An 18,153-nucleotide genomic window follows, 5' to 3' on the forward strand; every position below is an offset into this window, starting at 1 on the left:
TGTGCGGTTCACCCATGGGTGAGGCCTCCACCGCCCGATACCGTTGACCGGTACGGAGTACAGCGATCAGGAGGACACGAATGACCGAGCAGCCGTCGACCGGAGCCGACACCGAAGCGGTCCTCGCCGCCACGGAACGACTCGCCGTCCCGCCCGGCTCGCTCGAGGGCGTCGTGGTCCTCGACCTCTCCCGTGTCCTCGCCGGCCCCTACGCGGCGTCGATGCTCGCCGACCTCGGCGCGACCGTCATCAAGATCGAGAACCCGAACGACCCCGACGTCTCCCGGGGCTTCCCGCCCTACCTGCGCGATGGCGACGAGGAGTTCAGCGGCTACTACGGCCAGTACAACCGCGGCAAGTTCGGTCTGGCGCTCGACCTCGCGAGCGACGCCGGCAAGGAGGTGCTGCGCGACCTCGTCGCGAGCGCCGACATCCTCGTCGAGAACTTCCGCCCAGGGACCATGGCCAAGCTCGGCCTGCCCTACGAGGCGCTCGCCGCCATCAACCCGAAGCTCGTGTACACCGCGATCTCCGGCTACGGACAGACGGGTTCGCGCAGCCGCCGCCCGGCGTTCGACAACACGGCGCAGGCCGCCGGCGGACTCTGGTCCATGAACGGCTACGCGGACCAGCCGCCCGTGCGCGTCGGCGTCACCATCGGCGACCTCTCCGCGACGATGTTCGGCGTCATCGGCACCCTCGCCGCGCTGCGGCACGCCGAGCGCACCGGCGTGGGCCAGCTCGTCGACGTCGCCCAGGTCGACAGCATCATCGCGATGACCGAGACCGCCGTCGTCGACTACACCGTCGACGGGACCGTCGCCTCGCCGTCCGGCAACGAACACGCCTGGGTGCGGCCCTACGAGCTGTTCCCCTGCGCCGACGGTCAGGTGTTCTTCGGCGCGTACACCGACAAGCTCTGGAAGGCGAGCTGCGAGCTGTTCGGCACGCCCGAGGCGATCGCCGACCCCGAGATCGACACCATGCGCAAACGCTTCGACGAGGAGGTCTACGCCCGTCGCGTCAAGCCGCTCGTCGTCTCCTGGTTCGCGGACCGCACCCGCGCCGAGCTCGAGGAACTGGCCGGCGACGTCGTCCCGCTCACCGCCGTGAAGACCATCGGCGAGGTCGTCGACGACCCCGGGACGGCCGAACGCGACATGGTCGTCGAGACCGACTACGGCTCCTTCGGCACCCTCCGCTCCTTCGGCCAGCCGATCAAACTGAGCGCGACGCCCGCGACCACCGACCGCCCCGCGAACCACATGGGCGAGCACGCGGACGACGTGCTGACGGCGCTCGCCGGGTACGACGCCGACCGTATCGCCGCGCTGCGGTCCGACGGGGTGATCTGAGTGGGACTCGTGGACCGGACGGAGCAGCCTGCCGAGCGCTTCGCCGCGCTGCGCTCCGACGGGGTGATCTGAGTGGGAGTCGTGGACCGGACGGAGCACCTCGATCTCCGTCCCGCCTCCTGGTACCGCAGCACCTTCGCGACCGCGGCACCGGAACCGGTCCTCGGCGAGGAGCTCCCCGCCGGCTGGGAGGGCGTCCACTTCCCGTTCGAGACGCCGTTCGCGCAGCTCCGCGAGGACGGCTCACCCGCGGAGGACGGTGTGCTGCCGGTCATCGACCTGCCGCGTCGCATGTACGCGGGGGAGGACACCGAGTTCTTGGCGCCGCTCCGCTACGGCGACGTGGTGACGCAGCGCACGAGCCTCGGCTCGCTCGTCGAGAAGCAGGGGCGGGCCGGCCGCCTGGTCTTCGCCGACCTCGTGCGGGAGTACCTCGTCGACGGCGAGGTCGCCGTCCGCAGCACCTGGCACGACGTGTTCCTCGAGGCGCAGCCCGCGGTGCCCTCCCCGCGGACGGCGGCGCCCGAGGTGGCCGCCGAGGACGTCGATCCCGATGTCGGAGCCGACTGGACCGTGACCCGGTCGCTCGACTCCCGCCAGCTGTTCCGTTTCTCGGCCGTGACGGGCAACACGCACCGCATCCATTACGACCGACAGTGGGCGCGTGAGGTCGAGGGGCTCGACGACCTCCTCGTGCACGGTCCGCTCACCCGCATCCTGGTGCTCGACGCCCTCACGGCGAACGCCGGTGGTCGTCGGCTCGCGTCGGTCCGCTTCCGCGCGGAGGCACCGGTGCTCGTCGACACGGCGTTCCGCATCGCGGGGACGGACGGCCCGGAGGGCACCTCGGTCGTCGTGCGTGCCGCCGACGGCACGGTCCTGGCCTCCACCGACGCCGCCTGGCGCCCCTGAGTCGCCCGGCACCGAGCCTGTCGCAGTGTCGCCCCGGCTACGCGTCGATCACGAGCGTCGGCGTCAGCGACCTCGACACACACGGGTACATGATCATCGACGCGTCGTCGGTCGTCAGGGAGTCGCGATGCTCCGGCGTCCCGTCCACCACCTGCACGGCGCAGGAGCCGCAGACGCCCCGCATGCACGACCCGGCGACACCGACCCGCGCGGCCTGCATCGCCTGCAGCATCGTCTGCCCGGCGGGAACCTCGACGGTCCGCTCCGACCTCGCGCACTCGACGGTGAACGCCGTGTTCGGCAGGTAGGAGCGGGGCTTGGGCTCGAACCGCTCGAGGTGCAACCGGCAGTCCGCGGGCAACGTCTCGGCCAGGTTCGTGAGGGTGTCCGTGAACCCGCGCGGCCCGCAGGCGGACACGTCGGTGCCCGGCTCGAGGCCCGCGAGGAGGCCGGCCAGGTCGAGTCGACCGCTCTGTGCGCTGACATGGATCCGCACGTGGTCGCCCAGGGCTTCGAGCTCCGGCGCGAACGCGACGTCCTCCCGGGTGCGCACCGCGTAGACGAGGGTCCAGTCGGCGTCGCCCGCGGCCAACCGCCGCGCCATCGAGAGCAGCGGTGTGATCCCGATGCCGGCTGCGAGCAGCAGGTGCCGCTTCGCGTCCGAGAGCGGGAACAGGTTCCGTGGCGGCCGGATGAACACCTTCCGACCGACCTTCAGGAAGTTGTGGATGTAGTGCGACGCACCCCGCGAGTGCTCCTCTCGCAGGACGGCTATCCGATACCGGAACTCGTCCGCCGGATCACCGCAGAGGGAGTACTGCCGTTCGTGGCGGGTGATGAGCTGCAGGTCGATGTGCGCTCCGGGGTCCCAGGGCGGGAGGCGGCGGCCCTCCGGATCGGCGAGCACGACGCTCACGATCGTCGGCGTCTCGCGCACGATCTCCTGGACGATGAGTGGGGTCATGCCCGCGCGGTTGCGCATCAGAAATCCCTCGTGTCGATGGCATCGCCGATCTGGAGAGCCGGACCGGTCATGCCCGCGCGATTGCGCATCAGGAAACCCTGCTGCTTCCAGCCATCAGTGCAGGCCCGTTGCTTCCGGCCATCAGTACAGGCTCTGGTTCCCGACGGCGACCGCCTCGTCGATGGCGTCGCCGACCTCGGTGCTCAGCCCGGACATGCTCGCCCAGATCCGGCCCGCGCTCGGCACCTCGGCCGCGAGCTCCTGCATCTCGGCGTCCCACAGCCCGCCGCGGAGGAGTGCCCGCCCGCAGTGCAGGTAGACCTCCTCGGTACGCACGACGATCGCGAGCTGTGGCGTCACGTGGTCCTGCTCGAGCATCGCCATGAGCGCCGGGTCGTCGGTGACGGTGGCCGTGCCGTTGATCCGGAGGGTCTCGCTCATGCCGGGGACGAAGCACAGCATGCCGATGTGGCCGTTCTGGACGATGTTCTGCAGTGAGTCGGCCAGGCGGTTGCCGAGGCGCTCCGGGATCACCAGGGTGCGGGTGTCGAGCGCCCGGACGAACCCCGGGTAGTCCCCGCGCGGCGAATTGTCGCACCGGCCGTCGGCGTCGGACGTCGCGATGGTGCAGAACGGCGAGTGGGCGAGGAAGGCGAGGCAGTTCTCGTCGAGCTCGTCCATGATCTTGGCCGTCGCCGCGGGATCCGGTTCGCCGAGGGAGCGACGGATGGTGTCGACGTCGATCGACGCGAACGCGCTGGCCTGCATGGCGGACCCCTTCTCTGTCCCTCTGACCCTACGGTCGTCCCATGCACGCCTCAATGGGCTGTCGGCACACGGTTCGCGGGTGTCCTGTGCCACCGACCCAGCCGCAGCCATCATCCCGCCCCGGCTCATCGGCCGAAGGAGCGGCGGAACATCGCCTTCGCGCGCGCCGCGGTGTCGGCTCGATGTGAATCGGGGATGCGGGTGAGGGTCGCTCCCACCATCGAGATCGCCATGAGGATGTCGTCGGGCTCGACGTGGTCGGCGATGCGGTGTGCAGCCAGTTCCTTCGCATGCAGGGCGTGCGCGAGGCGGTCGAGGCGCGTGCCGAGCGCGATCACGCGGGGGTCGTCGCCCTCGCCGAGGATCGCCTCGACGAAGGGCGAGGTGACGAGGGCCTGGTCGATCACGACGTCGAGCAGGCTGTCGAGGGTCGCATCGGATCGCCCGGTGTGCTCCTCCAGCTCGCCGACGTTCTCGTCGAGCACCGCGAGGGCGAGGGAGAGTCGGTCGGGGAAGTGCCGGTACAGGCTGCCCTGTCCGACACCCGCCCGCTTCGCGACCGCGCTGAGGGGAGCGCTGAAGCCGTCAGCGGCGAACACCTGACGCGCCGCGGCGACGAGCGCTCGGCGGTTCTCGGGTCCCGCGCTCGGGCCTCGGTTCGGCTTCGGGGGCGTGGACGACATCCCGGTAGCGTAACGCCGCACGGTCGCTCCGGAGCACCCGACTGGGAGCCCGCCGTGAGGGCTGGTGGCCATGACCTGGACGGCGTAACGTATACCGGACAATGATGTCCGGTATGGATCGAGGCCCATACGGTCCCGCCGCTCATCGCCCTCCCGAGAACGAAGGAACCCCCATGAGCGCCCTCACCGCCAACACCCCGATCGCCGCGTGGCTCGCCGACCCCACCGGTGGACCGCTCATCCGCGGCCTCCTCACGCAGCTGGGCACCGAGGAATCGCAGCTCGCCCCGATCTCAGGCCTCCCGCTCCAGCAGCTCGTCGCCCTGAGTCAGGGCAAGCTGCCCCAGTCGCTCATCGACGACCTCGTGCTCGCCGCGAACGACGGCGTCGCACCCGTCGACGACATGCCCCAGGGGTGGCAGGAGCGCATCACCGTCGGTCGGTTCGCCGGGAAGACCGTGATCGTCACCGGGGCCGCCTCCGGCATCGGCCGTGCCACGGCATCCCGCGTCGCGCGTGAGGGCGGTCGGGTCGTGGCCGTGGACCTCTTCGAGGACAAGCTCGCCGACCTCGCCTCGAGCCTGCCGGACGCCGACCTCGTCACGGTCGCCGGCGACATCACGAAGCAGGACGACATCGACGCGATCGTGGCTGCAGCGGGGGAGCGGATCGACGCGCTCGCCAACGTCGCCGGTATCAACGACGACTTCTCCCCGCTCCACGAGACCTCCGACGCGACCTGGGAGCGGGTGATGGGCGTGAACGTCACCGGTGCTTTCAAGCTGACCCGCGCCGTCCTGCCGTCGATGGTCGCGGCCGGATCCGGCTCGGTCGTCAACATCGCGTCCGAGGCCGGGCTGCGCGGCAACGCCTCGGGGAACGCCTACACGACCTCGAAGCACGCGGTCGTCGGCATGACTAAGAGCGCCGCCTTCATGTACGGACCGCACGGCGTCCGGGTCAACGCCGTCGCTCCGGGCGGTGTCGCCACGGGGATCCCCTTCCCGCCGAACGTCTCCGAAGCGGGTTCGGCGCGGCTCGGACCGTTCCAGGCGGCGATCCCGACGATCGCGACCGCGGAGCAGCTCGCCGCGTCCATCACCTTCCTGCTGAGCGACGACGGTGTGAACGTCAACGGCGTCATCCTGCCGTCCGACGGCGGATGGTCGGTGCAGTAGTAGCCGTTGCACAGAAGTTCAGCAATCGGTAAGAACCGCGATTCTTAACGGTCGTTCAGGGCGGGATGAACGCATTTCTGCTGCGAATCTTGAATCACACGGGCCCGCTCTGCGTCGCCCGTCCCCTGCGAACGCTCTGAACGAGTACGGCCGGAACGATCGTTCGCACTGCGGTGACACCGCTCACAGGGCCCCACCGATCTTGGCGGAAGGTGGGGCCCTGCGCCGTGTCCGGCCTGCGATGGGCGGCGCGCGGACTCAGCGCGGGATCGGAGCGGCGAAGCGCCACGGCTGGGAGCGGATCGTCGCGACCGCCCGGGTGATCGCGCCCAGGGCGACGACGTCCGCGCCGAGTCGCGAGGCCCGCACGATCGGCGTCGGCGCGTAGGTCCCCTCGTCGAGCCAGGTCTGAGCCGCGGCGATGACGGGGGAGGCGACGCGGGCCACGCCGCCGGCGACGACGACCTCGTCCACGTCGAGCAGGCTGCCGAACAGGACGCACACCCGCCCGAGGCGTTCCCCGAGACGTTCGACGAGTCTGCCGGCGTAGGCGTCGCCCGAGGCGGCGGCGTCGATGACGCGGCCGACGTCGAGGGCGTCGATCGGTGTCCGTGCGAGGGGAGACGACGCCGGCACCGCACCGGATCGCTGATCCTCCTCCAGCCACGACCGTGCCGCACCGTCCAGGCCCTCCGGTGAACCGACGCCCTCGACCATGCCGAGCACGCGGAGTTCGCCCGCGCCGCCCGCCCCGCCGTGCAGCAGCACACCGTCGACGATGAGTCCCGCCCCGAAACTCGCCTCGGCCAGGAGGACGGCGATGGACTCGCGTGCCACCTCCCCGAGGGCGCGCTCCGCCGTGGCCGCGAGGTTGGCGTCGTTCTCGAGCACGACCTCGCCCCAGGGGCCGAGGCGGCTCGCGAAGTCGGGGTTCATCCGGGCCCAGTAGTCGTGATCGCCGCGCGGGGAGCGGCCGTGCGCGTCCACCGGTGCCGGGACACCGACGGCGGTCACGAGCACCTGCCCCGGCGTCGCGCCGGCCTGCGCGGTCGCCTCCTCGACGACGGTCCGTGCGGTCGCGAGGCGGAGGTCTGGGTCCTCGTCCCCACCCGCGATGGGGCGTTCGGCCCGGCCGACGACCTCACCACGGAGTGTCGCGACGAGTGCTGCGACCCGATGCTGCCCCACGTCGAGTCCGACCACGAACGCGGTGTCCGCGGCGAGTTCGTAGCGCCTGGCGGGTCGTCCCCGCCGGTAGTCCCCGGCGGCCCGGGCGTCGTCGAGCTCCCGGATCCAGCCGCGGTCGGCGAGTGCGTCGCAGGCGTTCAGCACGGTCGCGCGGGTCAGGCCGGTCCCGTCCATGACGTCACTCGCCGTGAATGCACCGTGGTCGAAGGCGTAAGCGGCGACGAGTTCGACGCTCGCCCTGCCCGTCTCGGTCCCCGGTTCCGCCATGGGGTGACTGTAGCAGGGTTGCATTACTAGATATGGCCGCTATATTTAGTGGCGAAGGTCGACCACCGCCGGTCACGACAGTGCTCGGCTCCGCACCCCGAAAGGAACCGTCCGAGCATGAGCACCAGTACCGCCCCGACCACAACAGACGCTTCGGACCTCCGGGTCGGCGTCATCGGCCTCGGCTTCGCCGGGACCACGCACCTGGACGCCTTCACCGCGCTCCCCGGTGCCACCGTCGTCGCCCTGTCAGGCCAGGAACCGGCGCGACTCGCCGAGCTGGCCGAGAGCCGCGGAGTCCCCGAGACCTACGCCGACTGGGAGGACCTCGTCGCCCGCGACGACCTCGACATCGTGTCGATCGGTGTGCCGAACGCCCTGCACCACCCGATCGCCGTGGCCGCGCTCCGCAGCGGCAAGCACGTCTTCTGCGAGAAGCCGCTCGCCACGACCGCCGACCTCGCCGCCGAGATGGTGGAGGCCGCGACCGCCGCCGACCGCGTCCTCGAGGTCGCCTACAACCACCGCCGCCGTGCCGACGTCGCCTACCTCGCGCGGTACCTCGCCGAGGAGCCGATCGGCCGCGTCTACCACTCGCGTGCCTCCTGGCTGCGTCGCCAGGGTGTGCCCGGTATCGACTCCTGGTTCACGAACAAGGCCGCGGCCGGCGGCGGGCCGCTCATCGACCTCGGGTCCCACGTCCTCGACATCGCGCTCTCGCTCCTCGGTGAGCCGCGCGTGACGCACGTGTCGGCCGTCGCGTACAACGAGCTGGGCCGCGCCGGCCGCGGTGGCTCCTCCGGCGGTGGTCCGGTGTCGAGCCGGTCCTCCCACGCCTTCGACGTCGAGGACTTCGCGTCCGCCCTCCTGCGGTTCGAAGACGGCGGCAGCCTGCACCTCGAGGCGTCGTGGGCCTCCTACTCGAAGGCGCACGAGGACATCTCGGTCGAACTGCTCGGCTCGGAGGGTGGCGTCCGTCTCCACGTCGACAACTACAACACCGAAGGAACGGTCACGATCTACCGTGACGTCGCCGGTGCGCCGACGATCGAACGACCCGCCGTGCAGGTCCCGGCCGGTCACCACCAGTCGGTCATCGCGGAGTTCCTCGACACCATCCGCGCGGGCGAGACCGCCGGCGGCGAACTCCGCTTCGCCGGTCACCACGGCGAGTACGCACTGCACCGCAGCCGCGTCATCGACGCCGCCTACGCCTCGGCCGCCGCCGGGCACGAACTGGAGGTCCCCGCATGAGCACCACGACACCGATCCGCATCCGGGTCTGGAACGAGTTCGTCCACGAGTCCCGCGGTGACGCCGTGGTGCTGGGGCACTACCCCGACGGCATCCATGCCGTGATCGCGGCGGGCCTCGAGGAGTCGCTCGGGGACGCCGTGTCCGTCTCGACCGCGACCCTCCAGGATCCCGAGCACGGTCTCACCGAGGAGATCCTCGCGAACACCGACGTCCTCTTCTGGTGGGGGCACATCGCCCACGACCAGGTCTCCGACGAGGTCGTCGAGCGGGTCGTCCGACACGTCCACGCCGGCATGGGCATCGTCGTGCTGCACTCCGGTCACTACTCGCGGGTCTTCCAACGCCTCATGGGGACGAGCTGCGCGCTCAAGTGGCGCAACGACGGCGAGCGCGAACTCGTCTGGACGGTGCTCCCGGACCACCCGATCGCACAGGGTGTCCCGCACCCGATCATCATCGACCGCCAGGAGATGTACGGGGAGCACTTCGACATCCCGCGTCCCGACGAGGAGGTGTTCCTCTCCACCTTCGCCGGCGGCGAGGTCTTCCGGTCCGGTGTCGCCTACCACCGCGGGCGCGGGCGGGTGTTCTACTTCTCACCCGGTGACCAGGAGTACCCGGTCTACCACCACCCCGACATCCGCCGCGTACTGGCCAACGCTGCCGAGTGGGCCCGCCCGACGATCGAGCGCACGCCGCCGACCGCGGACCAGCACCCACGGGACTGGTTCCTGCGCTAGGGCTGGATGGGTGGGCGCGGCCGGAGGAGAATGGCCGCCACACGCAAGGGAGGGCGACATGCCTGACACGGAGAATCCGTCACTGAAGGACCCCGAGCTCTACGAGAAGCTCCGCGACGAGGGCGCCTCGAAAGGGAAAGCCGCACGCATCTCGAACGCGGCGGCCAAGCAGGGACGCTCGACGATCGGCGAGAAGGGCGGCGAGTCCGGGTCGTACGACGACTGGACCGTCGCGCGGCTCCGCGAGCGTGCGAAGGAGATCGGCCTCTCCGGCTACTCGGACAAGCGGAAGAGCGAACTGATCGCGATGCTCCGCGACAGCTGAACAGGCGGCTCGGCCGCCGGAGTCACTACTTCGCTGACCCGGCGGTCGCGTCGTCGCCGGTCGTCGCGTGGACGACGACCTCGCCGGTGTTCGCCTCGTGCATGAACCCTTCGAGCAATGCGCGGTCCATCTCGCCGACCTCGTCGGAGTCGAAGGAGAACTGCAGGGCGATCGCCGGGTGCAGCCAGAGCGTCGTGCGTCCGTCGGTGGTGGAGTCCTGTCGCACGGTGAGCGCGAACGACTCGTTCCGTCGCAGCTTCATGAGTGCGATCGTCTTGACGTGGGCGAGCGTGCGGTCGTCGAGCCGCACGCGTGCATCCCCGGTGCCGTAGACCAGTTGTCCCATTGGGAACCTCGACTTCCAACCCCTGAGATGGTCGTCGACGTGGACAGCCGACACGGCGCGCATCTCGACGGGGTCCGGGTCGGTGAAGCGCTCTCTCAGGATACGAGACATTCTTGGCGCGCGCCCGATTATCCACGATGCGGTGCTCGATCGACGATGCGCACGCGCATTGTCCGCTGCCCGGGCCATCCGCGCAATGGCCCGGGCGCCCTCATCTCTGCGCGCTAGCGTGGCACACCTGAGAAAGGGGCTGACGATGGGATTCCTCCGCCTCGGTGCGCTCCGATCACAGGTCGACGATCAGACGCTCGCCCAATTGGAACGCGTGATCCTCACTCGGATGCTCGGCGAGCGCTCGTTCCGGCTGCAACTCCATCGCGGGCGCTTCCAATCATCGGAACCGGTCACGGTCTCGCCCGAGCAGCCGATCGTCTTCGCGTTCGACGCCGAGTTCGAGCCGCCGATCGACGAACGCATGGCCGCCGAGATGCTCGAGGAGATCGAGATCACCGGCGGACTGCACGTCGTGGTCGCCTGACCAGCGCCACCACCCGATACCAGCATCACCCAGACCACCACCACAGGAAGCAGGAGCGACATGAGCGACTTCACCGGAGCAGACGCATTGGGTACCGACCCGGACATGGTGGTCGGCACGCCGCCCACCGAGATCCCGGACGAGCCGACGGACGAGGACACGGCGGACGAGCCGGACGTGCTCGAGCAGCCGGATGCGGCACCCCTGCACGACGCCGACGGCCGCTGAGCCCGTCAGACACGGAAGCGCCGCCGACCCTCGGGTCGGCGGCGCTTCGTCGTGCAGCAGGCGGGGTTCAGGCTCGGTCCGTCTGCTCGGTGTCCTCGGGGTCTGCGCCCGGGCGCACCGCAGCGTCGTCGCGGATGTCGATGCGGGTGACGCCGTCGCCCTGATCGGTGACGTCGATGCGGGGCGCGGCGTCCTCCTCGGTGGCGTTCGGGGCCGTCGTCAGCTGGTCGTGTCGGTTCTCGTCGTGCGTGTGCGGAGTCTGGGCGCTGTCGGTCATGCCGAGACGATAGCGCACGGACCCGGCGTCCGGGCGCGGCCTCAGGGCTTGTGGAGCCTCAGACGCGCGGACCCGGTTCCGGGACGAGCACCAGGCCGTGGTTCGAGTCGGCGCTGACGGCGAGTGCGTCGAGCCATGCGCGGTTGAGTTCGACGGGGACGCTGCCCGCGTACTTGAATCGCAGCGACATCGCGGGGTGCAGCCAGATCGTCGTCCGGCCGTCGCCGGCCCGCGGGTCGTCCTTCCACCCGAAGTAGAACCCCTCACCGCGACGCAGTTTGGCGCCGATGACCTGCTGCAGGTGTGCGAGCACCCGGTCGTCGAACGTCACCGACACCTCGGCGTCGTAGATCATCTTGCCCATGGGTCCTCCTGCTCCGCTCTCGGCTTCCTACGGTAGGCCCGGCCCCGACGAACCGCCACGATGCCCGAGGGGGTTGCGAACCGCCGCATGATCTCCGACCTGTCCGGCCGGTGGAGTCGGTCGGTGGACCTGACACGACGGAGCGGCACCGGCGCGATGCCGGTGCCGCTCAGCCGTGGTGCGCGATCGCTCAGACGCCGATCGGCAGCGCCTCCGCGATCGAGGTGCGGTGCAGGACGTCCCAGCGGCTGGTGTAGCTGCGGTCGGGGAGCGAGCGGAGCGCCTCCACGAGGTGGGTCGGGAGCAGGTCGCGGCGGGCCTCACGCGTCAGGTCGCTGGGGCGGCAGGGGTACTCCATGCCGCGTAGGAATTCGTCGAGCTCGGTGAACACGAGCATCTCCTCTCTGGGCGCGTCGTGGCACCCGATGTCAGGCGGGACGGCTGCGTCGACCGGTCGTCGGACCGCCGTGCCCTCCTTCGAGTGTCGTCGCCGTTCGACCGTTCGGCGCGCTCTTGCCTTTCCGCCGTCGAGCTGCTACCCGTTCGGGTACGCTGCATCCTCAGAGCTCGAGGCGACGCTCCACGATGTCGCGGGCGACGTCCGCCAACGGACGACGGCGACTCCGCGCGTACTTGCGGATCATCTCGAAGGCCGCTTCCACCGAGATCGCAGCGGTGTAGGCGACGACGCCCTTCGCCTGCTCGATGACGACCCTCGACTGCAGCGCGGACTCCAACTGACCGCGGGTCACGTCGCTCTCACGAAGGGTGCGCTCGTGCAGGATGCCGATGGTCGCCACGTCGGCCATCGCCTGCGCGGCCCGTGACTCGAACCGGTCGAAGGCCTCCGAAGCCGTGCGGAACAGGTTCAGGGTGCCGATGGTGGTCCGGCGGAGTCGCAGCGGGAAGGCATGAGCCGACCGGAACCCCGCGGTCGCCGCGACCTCGGCGAACCTCGGCCAGTCGCTCGCGACCGCGGCGATCTCGGGGATCGACACCGGCGTCGCCGCACGGAAGCTGTCGATGCACGGGCCTTCGTCGGCACTCAGCTGGATGAGTTCCACGAGCCTCCCGGACTCGCTGGTCGACGCGATCAGCTCGAGGTCGCCGTGCGGATCCGCCAAGAGGATGCCCGAGGCCTGGACGTCGAGGAGGTCGACGCTGGCATCGACCAGGATCTGCAGCAGGTCGACCACGTCGTAGTCGTCCACCAGCGTGTCGGCGAGCGTCGCGAACACGTCGAGCAGGGCGGTCGAGTGACGGAGCTCGGAACCGGTCCCGTCGTCGCCGCGCGCGTTCATCGCTCGTCTTCGATCGTCTCGTCGCGCAGCACGTAGCCGGTGCGACGTTCGAGGATGTCCTCCGCGACCTCCGACATCGAGCGGTTCTGGGCGAAGGCCTGAGCCTGGATCAGCAGGTGGGCGTCGTCGGGGGAGAGCCCGAGCTGCGCGATCACGAATCCGGTCGCCTGGTGGATCCGGCGTCGGGCGTGGGGTTTGAGCTGCGCCGTGTCGGGGAGACTCGCGAGTTCGAGGGTGCGGCGGAGGACGTACCGGCTGAGCGGGCGGGTGAGGGACATCATGGCCCCGACCGCCTGCGTGTCCAGCGTGCGCTCCTCGGTGTCGTACAGCTCGACCGCGCCCACCTGGAGCGGCCCGACGCGGAGCGGGAAGGCGAAGATGGAGCCGACCGCGTGGTCGCGGATCGCGTCGGTGAACGACGGCCAGGAGTCGTAGCCGTTCCGCTTGACGGCCTCCTCGAGCACCGGGCGACCGCTGCCGACGGCGTCCCAGCAGGGGCCCTCCGAGAGGTCGAACTGGAGTTCGTCGATCAGCGCGATCTGCTCGTCACTCGCGGCGATCGTCTCGGGGCTCAGGGTGTCGCCGAGCGTCGCGATCGAGACACCGCTGAGCGGCATGAGCCGCAGGATCGGCTCCACCAGCTGGTCGTCCTCGTCGACCCGGTCGAGTGCGCTGTACACGATGGCGAAGGTGTCGCTCATGTCCGCATTCCTTCCGGGGTCGAGGGAGGTCTCCGCTCATCGTACGGCCATCCCGCCGCAATCGCCGGGTGGTGATCCGTCCTGCCTGGGAAAGCAAGGGGCCGCCCCGGCGGCGTGGATTCGCCTAACGTGGCGTCATGCCTCTGACGACGACAACCCCACCGCGCCCCTCCGCCCAGCGGTCCGCAACAGCCGATCGGTCGGCGCGATGAGCCGCGGGGTCGCCGTCGTCACCGGCGGAACCGCAGGGCTCGGTCGTGCGACCGTCCGCGAACTCGCCGCCCGTGGCTGGGACGTCGCGATCCTGGCGCGTGGCGAGGACGGACTCGAGGCGACCATCGCCGAGGTCGAGCAGGCCGGACGTCGCGGGCTAGCCGTGCCGACGGACGTGGCCGACCGGGAGGCCGTCGAGCAGGCGGCGGACCGGGTCGAGGCGGAACTCGGACCGATCGAGCTGTGGGTGAACTGCGCCATGGTCGGTGTGTTCGGAGACTTCCTCACGACCGAACCGGCGGACTTCGAGCGCGCCGTCGCCGTCAACTTCTTCGGCTTCGTCAACGGCACCAGGGCCGCCCTCTCGCGCATGGTCCCGCGCGACCGTGGGCACGTGATCCAGGTCGGTTCCGCCCTCGCCCACCGCGGCATCCCGCTGCAGGCCGCCTACTGCGGGTCGAAGTTCGGTGCCCGCGGGTTCACGGAGTCGGTCACCGCCGAGCTCCTCCACGACGGCAGCAACGTCAAACTCTCGACGGTGGACATGCCGGCGCTCAACACCATCCAGTTCAGCTGGGTGAAGTCGCAGCTGCCCGAGCACCCGCAGCCGGTGCCCCCGATCTACCAGCCCGAGGTGGGCGCGACCGCCATCGCGGACGTCGCCGACCGCCCGCGGCGACGCACCTGGGTGGGCGAGTCCACCGTCGGCACGATCCTCGGCGACCGCTTCGCCGGCGGCTTCCTCGACTGGTTCCTCGCCAGGACCGGATACTCCGGGCAGCTTGCGCCGGACAAGCACGACCCGCGCCTGCCGGACAACGTCTACACGCCGGCCCCCGGTGACCACGGCGCCCGCGGCGTGTTCAGCGACAAGGCCCACTCGTGGAGCCCGCAGACCTGGGCGATCCGCCACCGTCGCGGGGTGTACGCGGCGGCCGCCGGCACCCTCGCAGCGGGCGTCGCCCTCGTGGCCGGCGCGGCGAAGCGGCGCTGAGCGCGATGGTGCGGCGCGAGCAGTTCGACGCGGTGGTCGTCGGCGCGGGGCCCAATGGGCTCGCCGCCGCGGTGACCCTCGCACGAGCCGGCCTGCACGTGCAGGTGGTGGAGCGAGGCGACACGATCGGCGGTGGTGCCAGGACCGCCGAGCTGACGCTGCCCGGCTTCCACCACGACATCTGCTCCGCCGTCCACCCGATGGCGCTCGCCTCGGGCTTCTTCCGGTCCTTCGGCCTCGAGCGCCGCATCGACCTGGTCGTGCCGGAGATCTCCTACGCCCACCCACTCGACGGTGGCCGGGCCGGGATCGCCTACCGCGACATCGACCGCACCGCCGACGCCCTCGGACGGGACGGCGGGGCCTGGCGCTCGCTCATGGGACCGCTCGCCGCCGACGCCGACCGCGTCTCGCAGTTCACCGGCGGCAAGCTCCTGCAGGTGCCGCGCCACCCGGTCACGGTCGCGCGCTTCGGCCTCCGCGCGCTCGAGCAGGGCAGCCCGGCCTGGAACCTCCGGTTTCGTGAGGAGACCGCTCCGGCGATGCTCAGCGGTGTCGCCGCCCACTCCATCCGGCCGATGCCGAGCCTGTCCACCTCGGCCGCCGCCCTGTCGCTCGGCGCGTATGCGCACGCCCGCGGTTGGCCCATCCCCGTCGGCGGCAGCCAGGCGATCGTCGACGCGCTCGCGGACGACCTGCTGGCCCACGGCGGTGAGATCGTCACCGGAACCGAGGTGCGCTCCATCGACGAACTGCCGTCCGCGCGTGCCGTCCTGTTCGACACGACCCCGAAGGCGCTCGCCGAGATCGCGGGCAGTCGTCTGCCCGACGCGTACCTCCGTCGTCTCTCCCGATTCCGGTACGGCGACGGCGTGGCCAAGGTCGACTTCGCACTCTCAGGTCCCGTCCCGTGGACGAACCCGGAACTGGCGCGGGCCGGCACGCTCCACCTCGGCGGCACCCGCCCGGAGATCGCCGCCGCCGAGCGCGACGTCGCCCGCGGGCGGCACAGCGAGTCGCCCTACGTCCTCGTCTCGCAGCCCGACGTCGGCGATCCTGGTCGCGCTCCCGGTGGCGCCCAGGTCCTCTGGGCCTACACGCATGTGCCGAGCGGGTCCGGTCTCGACCAGACCGAGGCGATCACCCGGCAGATCGAGCGCTTCGCCCCCGGGTTCCGCGACGTGATCCTGACGTCGGCGTCGATGACCGCCCGCGACATGGCGCGGTACAACCCGAACTACGTCCTCGGCGACATCGCCGCCGGCGCTGCGACCTTCGCCCAGCTCGTCGCGCGTCCCGTGCTCTCGAACGACCCGTGGCGGACGCCGACGCCGGGGATCTTCCTGTGCTCCTCGTCGACCCCACCCGGCCCGGGCGTCCACGGTCTCGCCGGCTGGCACGCCGCCCGCAGCGCCCTCCGCTCGGTGTTCGGTCGCGACCGCATGCCGTCGCTCGCGCCAGACCGAACCGCGCGCCCCTCCTGACCTCCGTCCCCGCTTCCAGCGAAAGGAACACCACCGTGTCCCACACCACCAAGGTCTTCGACTGCCCGCCCGACCGCGTCTTCGCCGTCCTCGCCGACGGTTGGCTCTTTCCGGCGTGGGTGGTCGGTGCGTCCCGCATGCGTGACGTCGGTGACCGGTGGCCGCATGTGGGCGGGAAGCTGCACCACTCCTTCGGTGTCTGGCCGGCGGTGCTGGACGACGAGACCACCGTGCTCCAGTGGGATGCTCCGCACCGGTTCGTCATCCAGCCGAAGGGGTGGCCGCTCGGTGAGGCCCGTGTCGCCATCGAGGTGGAACCGCACGAGCGCGGGTGCGTCGTCCACCTGCACGAGCACGCCGTGACGGGCCCTGGTGCGCTGATCCCGGTCTGGCTCCTCGACATCGGGCTGCACATCCGCAACATCGAGACGCTGCGCCGACTCGCCCACCTCGCCGAGGGCGGTGCCGGCGGCACCCACCTCGTGGAGGCGGCCGAACCGACGGCAGAAGACCGCGAGGACGCCGAGTTCCCGAAGCGGTCGTTGTTCGCGCGGGTGGCGTCGGTCCTCGTCGTCGCCGTGCCGGTGGTCGCGGTGGCGCGCAAGCTCGCCCGTCACTGACGTCGATCCGACGCCGACGCACAACCGCGCCGGGATAGCAAGCACGGGGCGGGGTTTCACCGCTGCCGTACCGTTGCGCGGATGACCTCGACCGACACCACCAGGGCTGATCCTCCGTCCACGCTCAAACGCGACATCTCCGGCAAGATGCTCTACCTGTTCATCCTCGGAGACGTCCTGGGTGCGGGTATCTACGCCCTCATCGGCCAGATCGCCGGGGAGGTCGGCGGGGTCACCTGGGTCCCGATGATCGTCGCGTTGCTGCTGGCGTTGCTCACCGCGGCCTCCTACGCGGAGCTCGTCACGAAGTACCCGAAGGCGGGTGGTTCGGCCGTGTTCGCCGAGCGCGCCTACAAGCGGCCGATCGTCTCCTTCCTCGTCGGATACTGCATGCTCGCCGCGGGTGTCGTGAGTGCGTCCGGGTTGGCGCTGGCCTTCGCCGGTGACTACCTCGCGACCTTCGTCGACCTGCCGCCGGTCCTCGGCGCCGTGCTGTTCCTCCTGGTGATCGCGCTCATCAACGCCCGCGGCATCAAGGAGTCCGTCCGGGCGAACCTGGTCATGACGATGATCGAGACCACCGGCCTCGTCCTCGTCGTGGTGGCGGTCGCGATGATGCTCGGCGGAGGCCGGGGCGACCTCGGTCGTGCCACGCAGTTCGCTGAGGGTGGCAGCCCCGTCATCGCCGTCTTCGGTGCGGCACTGCTCGCCTACTACTCCTTCGTCGGGTTCGAGACGAGTGCGAACGTCATCGAAGAGGTCAAGGACCCGTCGCGGGTCTATCCGAAGGCGCTGTTCGGCGCCCTTGCGACCGCCGGCGTGCTGTACGTCCTCGTCGGCACCGCGGCCTCGATCGCCGTGCCCTCCGACGAACTCGGCGAATCGACCGGTCCGCTCCTGACCGTGATCCAGGCGACCGGCGTCGGCATCCCCGCGTGGTTGTTCAGCATCATCGCGCTCGTGGCGGTCGCGAACGGTGCGCTGCTCACGATGATCATGTCGAGCCGGCTCGCCTACGGCATGGGCTCGCAGGGTCTGCTGCCGAGCGTCTTCACGAAGGTGCTCCCGAAGCGCGGTACGCCGTGGGTCGCGATCATCGTGACCACGGGTGTCGCGATGGTCCTCACAGCCACCGGCAGTATCGCGACGCTCGCCGAGACGGTCGTCCTGCTCCTGCTCATCGTCTTCCTCAGCACGAACATCGCGGTGCTCGTCCTGCGGCGCGAGCGCGTCGAGCACGCCCACTTCCGTGCGTGGACGGTCCTGCCGGTCCTCGCGGTCCTGTCATGCCTCGTCCTCCTCACGCAGCAGAGCGCCGAGGTCTGGTTGTGTGGCGGCATCATCGTCGCGGTCGGCGTCGTGCTCTACGCGATCACGCGTGTGGTCCGACGGCGGAAGGCGCCGGAAGCGGTGTGAGGAGCAGCTGACGGCGGTACCATCCCTCCATGCG

General features: G+C 70.5%; 22 protein-coding genes. 12 read left to right on the forward strand and 10 right to left on the reverse strand.

Annotation, left to right across the window (positions count from 1 at the left end):
* Positions 1-80 precede the first annotated feature (80 nt).
* Positions 81-1,355, forward strand: coding sequence for a CaiB/BaiF CoA-transferase family protein (locus BIU99_RS13770; RefSeq protein WP_071261729.1), 1,275 nt, complete (start codon positions 81-83; stop codon positions 1,353-1,355).
* An 81-nt stretch (positions 1,356-1,436) separates the two neighbouring features.
* The gene (locus tag BIU99_RS13775; RefSeq protein ID WP_217635004.1) at positions 1,437-2,267 is read left to right on the forward strand and encodes a MaoC family dehydratase N-terminal domain-containing protein; all 831 of its coding nucleotides are present in this window, start codon (positions 1,437-1,439) and stop codon (positions 2,265-2,267) included.
* 37 nt (positions 2,268-2,304) lie between these two features.
* On the opposite strand, the gene BIU99_RS13780 is transcribed toward BIU99_RS13775, so the two are convergent.
* The 3 genes from BIU99_RS13780 to BIU99_RS13790 form a co-directional block, all read right to left on the reverse strand.
* A complete protein-coding gene (locus BIU99_RS13780) occupies positions 2,305-3,249 on the reverse strand; it encodes a PDR/VanB family oxidoreductase (RefSeq protein ID WP_071261733.1) in 945 nt (314 codons plus the stop codon).
* Positions 3,250-3,372: 123 nt separating this feature from the next.
* Positions 3,373-3,999 (reverse strand): MSMEG_1061 family FMN-dependent PPOX-type flavoprotein, encoded by a 627-nt coding sequence (locus BIU99_RS13785; RefSeq protein WP_071261734.1) that lies wholly within the window; start codon positions 3,997-3,999, stop codon positions 3,373-3,375.
* A gap of 125 nt (positions 4,000-4,124) precedes the next feature.
* Entirely contained in the window at positions 4,125-4,682 is a 558-nt protein-coding gene (locus BIU99_RS13790; protein WP_071261735.1) for a TetR/AcrR family transcriptional regulator, read from the reverse strand.
* Between the two features lie 173 nt (positions 4,683-4,855).
* On the opposite strand from BIU99_RS13790, the gene BIU99_RS13795 reads away from it, so the two are divergent.
* Positions 4,856-5,860 (forward strand): SDR family NAD(P)-dependent oxidoreductase, encoded by a 1,005-nt coding sequence (locus BIU99_RS13795; protein WP_071261736.1) that lies wholly within the window; start codon positions 4,856-4,858, stop codon positions 5,858-5,860.
* 258 nt (positions 5,861-6,118) lie between these two features.
* Here BIU99_RS13795 and BIU99_RS13800 read toward each other — a convergent pair whose 3' ends face one another.
* On the reverse strand, positions 6,119-7,315 hold the full coding sequence (locus tag BIU99_RS13800; protein ID WP_175484406.1) for an ROK family transcriptional regulator: 1,197 nt from the start codon (positions 7,313-7,315) through the stop codon (positions 6,119-6,121).
* Between the two features lie 117 nt (positions 7,316-7,432).
* Between BIU99_RS13800 and BIU99_RS13805 the strand changes: the two genes are divergently transcribed.
* From BIU99_RS13805 to BIU99_RS13815, 3 genes are read left to right on the forward strand one after another with little or no spacing between them, the layout of a single operon-like run.
* Positions 7,433-8,569, forward strand: a complete 1,137-nt coding sequence (locus BIU99_RS13805) for a Gfo/Idh/MocA family protein (protein WP_071261738.1) — start codon at positions 7,433-7,435, stop codon at positions 8,567-8,569.
* Positions 8,566-9,312, forward strand: a complete 747-nt coding sequence (locus BIU99_RS13810) for a ThuA domain-containing protein (RefSeq protein ID WP_175484407.1) — start codon at positions 8,566-8,568, stop codon at positions 9,310-9,312. Before BIU99_RS13805 ends, BIU99_RS13810 begins: the two co-directional genes overlap by 4 nt.
* Before the next feature lie 58 nt (positions 9,313-9,370).
* Complete coding sequence (locus tag BIU99_RS13815) at positions 9,371-9,637, forward strand: Rho termination factor N-terminal domain-containing protein (RefSeq protein ID WP_071261739.1); 267 nt, start codon at positions 9,371-9,373, stop codon at positions 9,635-9,637.
* A 25-nt stretch (positions 9,638-9,662) separates the two neighbouring features.
* Here the strand turns inward: BIU99_RS13815 and BIU99_RS13820 are convergent, their stop codons facing one another.
* On the reverse strand, positions 9,663-9,983 hold the full coding sequence (locus BIU99_RS13820; protein WP_064297171.1) for a hypothetical protein: 321 nt from the start codon (positions 9,981-9,983) through the stop codon (positions 9,663-9,665).
* Positions 9,984-10,239: 256 nt separating this feature from the next.
* On the opposite strand from BIU99_RS13820, the gene BIU99_RS13825 reads away from it, so the two are divergent.
* Together BIU99_RS13825 and BIU99_RS20015 are read left to right on the forward strand one after the other, a co-directional pair.
* Positions 10,240-10,521 (forward strand): hypothetical protein, encoded by a 282-nt coding sequence (locus tag BIU99_RS13825; protein ID WP_064297054.1) that lies wholly within the window; start codon positions 10,240-10,242, stop codon positions 10,519-10,521.
* Between the two features lie 60 nt (positions 10,522-10,581).
* Entirely contained in the window at positions 10,582-10,749 is a 168-nt protein-coding gene (locus BIU99_RS20015; protein ID WP_153303366.1) for a hypothetical protein, read from the forward strand.
* A gap of 67 nt (positions 10,750-10,816) precedes the next feature.
* Here the strand turns inward: BIU99_RS20015 and BIU99_RS13830 are convergent, their stop codons facing one another.
* The 5 genes from BIU99_RS13830 to BIU99_RS13850 form a co-directional block, all read right to left on the reverse strand.
* Positions 10,817-11,026: a hypothetical protein gene (locus tag BIU99_RS13830; protein WP_071261740.1), complete on the reverse strand. Its 210-nt coding sequence runs from the start codon at positions 11,024-11,026 to the stop codon at positions 10,817-10,819.
* A 58-nt stretch (positions 11,027-11,084) separates the two neighbouring features.
* Entirely contained in the window at positions 11,085-11,390 is a 306-nt protein-coding gene (locus BIU99_RS13835) for a hypothetical protein (protein WP_064297056.1), read from the reverse strand.
* 190 nt (positions 11,391-11,580) lie between these two features.
* Positions 11,581-11,781: a DUF2795 domain-containing protein gene (locus BIU99_RS13840; protein WP_175484408.1), complete on the reverse strand. Its 201-nt coding sequence runs from the start codon at positions 11,779-11,781 to the stop codon at positions 11,581-11,583.
* Positions 11,782-11,950: 169 nt separating this feature from the next.
* Positions 11,951-12,691: a GAF and ANTAR domain-containing protein gene (locus tag BIU99_RS13845; RefSeq protein WP_071261742.1), complete on the reverse strand. Its 741-nt coding sequence runs from the start codon at positions 12,689-12,691 to the stop codon at positions 11,951-11,953.
* Positions 12,688-13,392 (reverse strand): GAF and ANTAR domain-containing protein, encoded by a 705-nt coding sequence (locus BIU99_RS13850; protein ID WP_083397364.1) that lies wholly within the window; start codon positions 13,390-13,392, stop codon positions 12,688-12,690. Before BIU99_RS13850 ends, BIU99_RS13845 begins: the two co-directional genes overlap by 4 nt.
* A gap of 208 nt (positions 13,393-13,600) precedes the next feature.
* On the opposite strand from BIU99_RS13850, the gene BIU99_RS13855 reads away from it, so the two are divergent.
* From BIU99_RS13855 to BIU99_RS13870, 4 genes are all read left to right on the forward strand, one after another.
* A complete protein-coding gene (locus BIU99_RS13855) occupies positions 13,601-14,599 on the forward strand; it encodes an SDR family oxidoreductase (protein ID WP_071261743.1) in 999 nt (332 codons plus the stop codon).
* A gap of 5 nt (positions 14,600-14,604) precedes the next feature.
* Positions 14,605-16,083, forward strand: a complete 1,479-nt coding sequence (locus tag BIU99_RS13860; protein WP_071261744.1) for an NAD(P)/FAD-dependent oxidoreductase — start codon at positions 14,605-14,607, stop codon at positions 16,081-16,083.
* A gap of 35 nt (positions 16,084-16,118) precedes the next feature.
* Positions 16,119-16,703 carry an SRPBCC family protein gene (locus BIU99_RS13865; RefSeq protein WP_064297061.1) on the forward strand — a complete coding sequence of 195 codons (585 nt, stop codon included), beginning with the start codon at positions 16,119-16,121 and terminating at the stop codon, positions 16,701-16,703.
* Positions 16,704-16,784: 81 nt separating this feature from the next.
* The gene (locus BIU99_RS13870) at positions 16,785-18,119 is read left to right on the forward strand and encodes an APC family permease (RefSeq protein WP_071261745.1); all 1,335 of its coding nucleotides are present in this window, start codon (positions 16,785-16,787) and stop codon (positions 18,117-18,119) included.
* Positions 18,120-18,153 lie beyond the last annotated feature (34 nt).

Source organism: Plantibacter sp. MMLR14_011 (assembly GCF_001865025.1).
GTDB classification, from domain to species: Bacteria; Actinomycetota; Actinomycetes; order Actinomycetales; family Microbacteriaceae; genus Plantibacter; species Plantibacter flavus_A.

Excerpts from the sequence above, each read along its gene's own strand:
- BIU99_RS13770 (WP_071261729.1), top strand. The coding sequence starts at position 81 with ATGACCGAGCAGCCGTCGACCGGAGCCGACACCGAAGCGGTCCTCGCC.
- BIU99_RS13780 (WP_071261733.1), bottom strand. The coding sequence starts at position 3,249 with ATGCGCAACCGCGCGGGCATGACCCCACTCATCGTCCAGGAGATCGTG.
- BIU99_RS13785 (WP_071261734.1), bottom strand. The coding sequence starts at position 3,999 with ATGCAGGCCAGCGCGTTCGCGTCGATCGACGTCGACACCATCCGTCGC.
- BIU99_RS13790 (WP_071261735.1), bottom strand. The coding sequence starts at position 4,682 with ATGTCGTCCACGCCCCCGAAGCCGAACCGAGGCCCGAGCGCGGGACCC.
- BIU99_RS13795 (WP_071261736.1), top strand. The coding sequence starts at position 4,856 with ATGAGCGCCCTCACCGCCAACACCCCGATCGCCGCGTGGCTCGCCGAC.
- BIU99_RS13800 (WP_175484406.1), bottom strand. The coding sequence starts at position 7,315 with ATGGCGGAACCGGGGACCGAGACGGGCAGGGCGAGCGTCGAACTCGTC.
- BIU99_RS13805 (WP_071261738.1), top strand. The coding sequence starts at position 7,433 with ATGAGCACCAGTACCGCCCCGACCACAACAGACGCTTCGGACCTCCGG.
- BIU99_RS13810 (WP_175484407.1), top strand. The coding sequence starts at position 8,566 with ATGAGCACCACGACACCGATCCGCATCCGGGTCTGGAACGAGTTCGTC.
- BIU99_RS13815 (WP_071261739.1), top strand. The coding sequence starts at position 9,371 with ATGCCTGACACGGAGAATCCGTCACTGAAGGACCCCGAGCTCTACGAG.
- BIU99_RS13820 (WP_064297171.1), bottom strand. The coding sequence starts at position 9,983 with ATGGGACAACTGGTCTACGGCACCGGGGATGCACGCGTGCGGCTCGAC.
- BIU99_RS13825 (WP_064297054.1), top strand. The coding sequence starts at position 10,240 with ATGGGATTCCTCCGCCTCGGTGCGCTCCGATCACAGGTCGACGATCAG.
- BIU99_RS20015 (WP_153303366.1), top strand. The coding sequence starts at position 10,582 with ATGAGCGACTTCACCGGAGCAGACGCATTGGGTACCGACCCGGACATG.
- BIU99_RS13830 (WP_071261740.1), bottom strand. The coding sequence starts at position 11,026 with ATGACCGACAGCGCCCAGACTCCGCACACGCACGACGAGAACCGACAC.
- BIU99_RS13835 (WP_064297056.1), bottom strand. The coding sequence starts at position 11,390 with ATGGGCAAGATGATCTACGACGCCGAGGTGTCGGTGACGTTCGACGAC.
- BIU99_RS13845 (WP_071261742.1), bottom strand. The coding sequence starts at position 12,691 with ATGAACGCGCGCGGCGACGACGGGACCGGTTCCGAGCTCCGTCACTCG.
- BIU99_RS13850 (WP_083397364.1), bottom strand. The coding sequence starts at position 13,392 with ATGAGCGACACCTTCGCCATCGTGTACAGCGCACTCGACCGGGTCGAC.
- BIU99_RS13855 (WP_071261743.1), top strand. The coding sequence starts at position 13,601 with ATGAGCCGCGGGGTCGCCGTCGTCACCGGCGGAACCGCAGGGCTCGGT.
- BIU99_RS13860 (WP_071261744.1), top strand. The coding sequence starts at position 14,605 with ATGGTGCGGCGCGAGCAGTTCGACGCGGTGGTCGTCGGCGCGGGGCCC.
- BIU99_RS13870 (WP_071261745.1), top strand. The coding sequence starts at position 16,785 with ATGACCTCGACCGACACCACCAGGGCTGATCCTCCGTCCACGCTCAAA.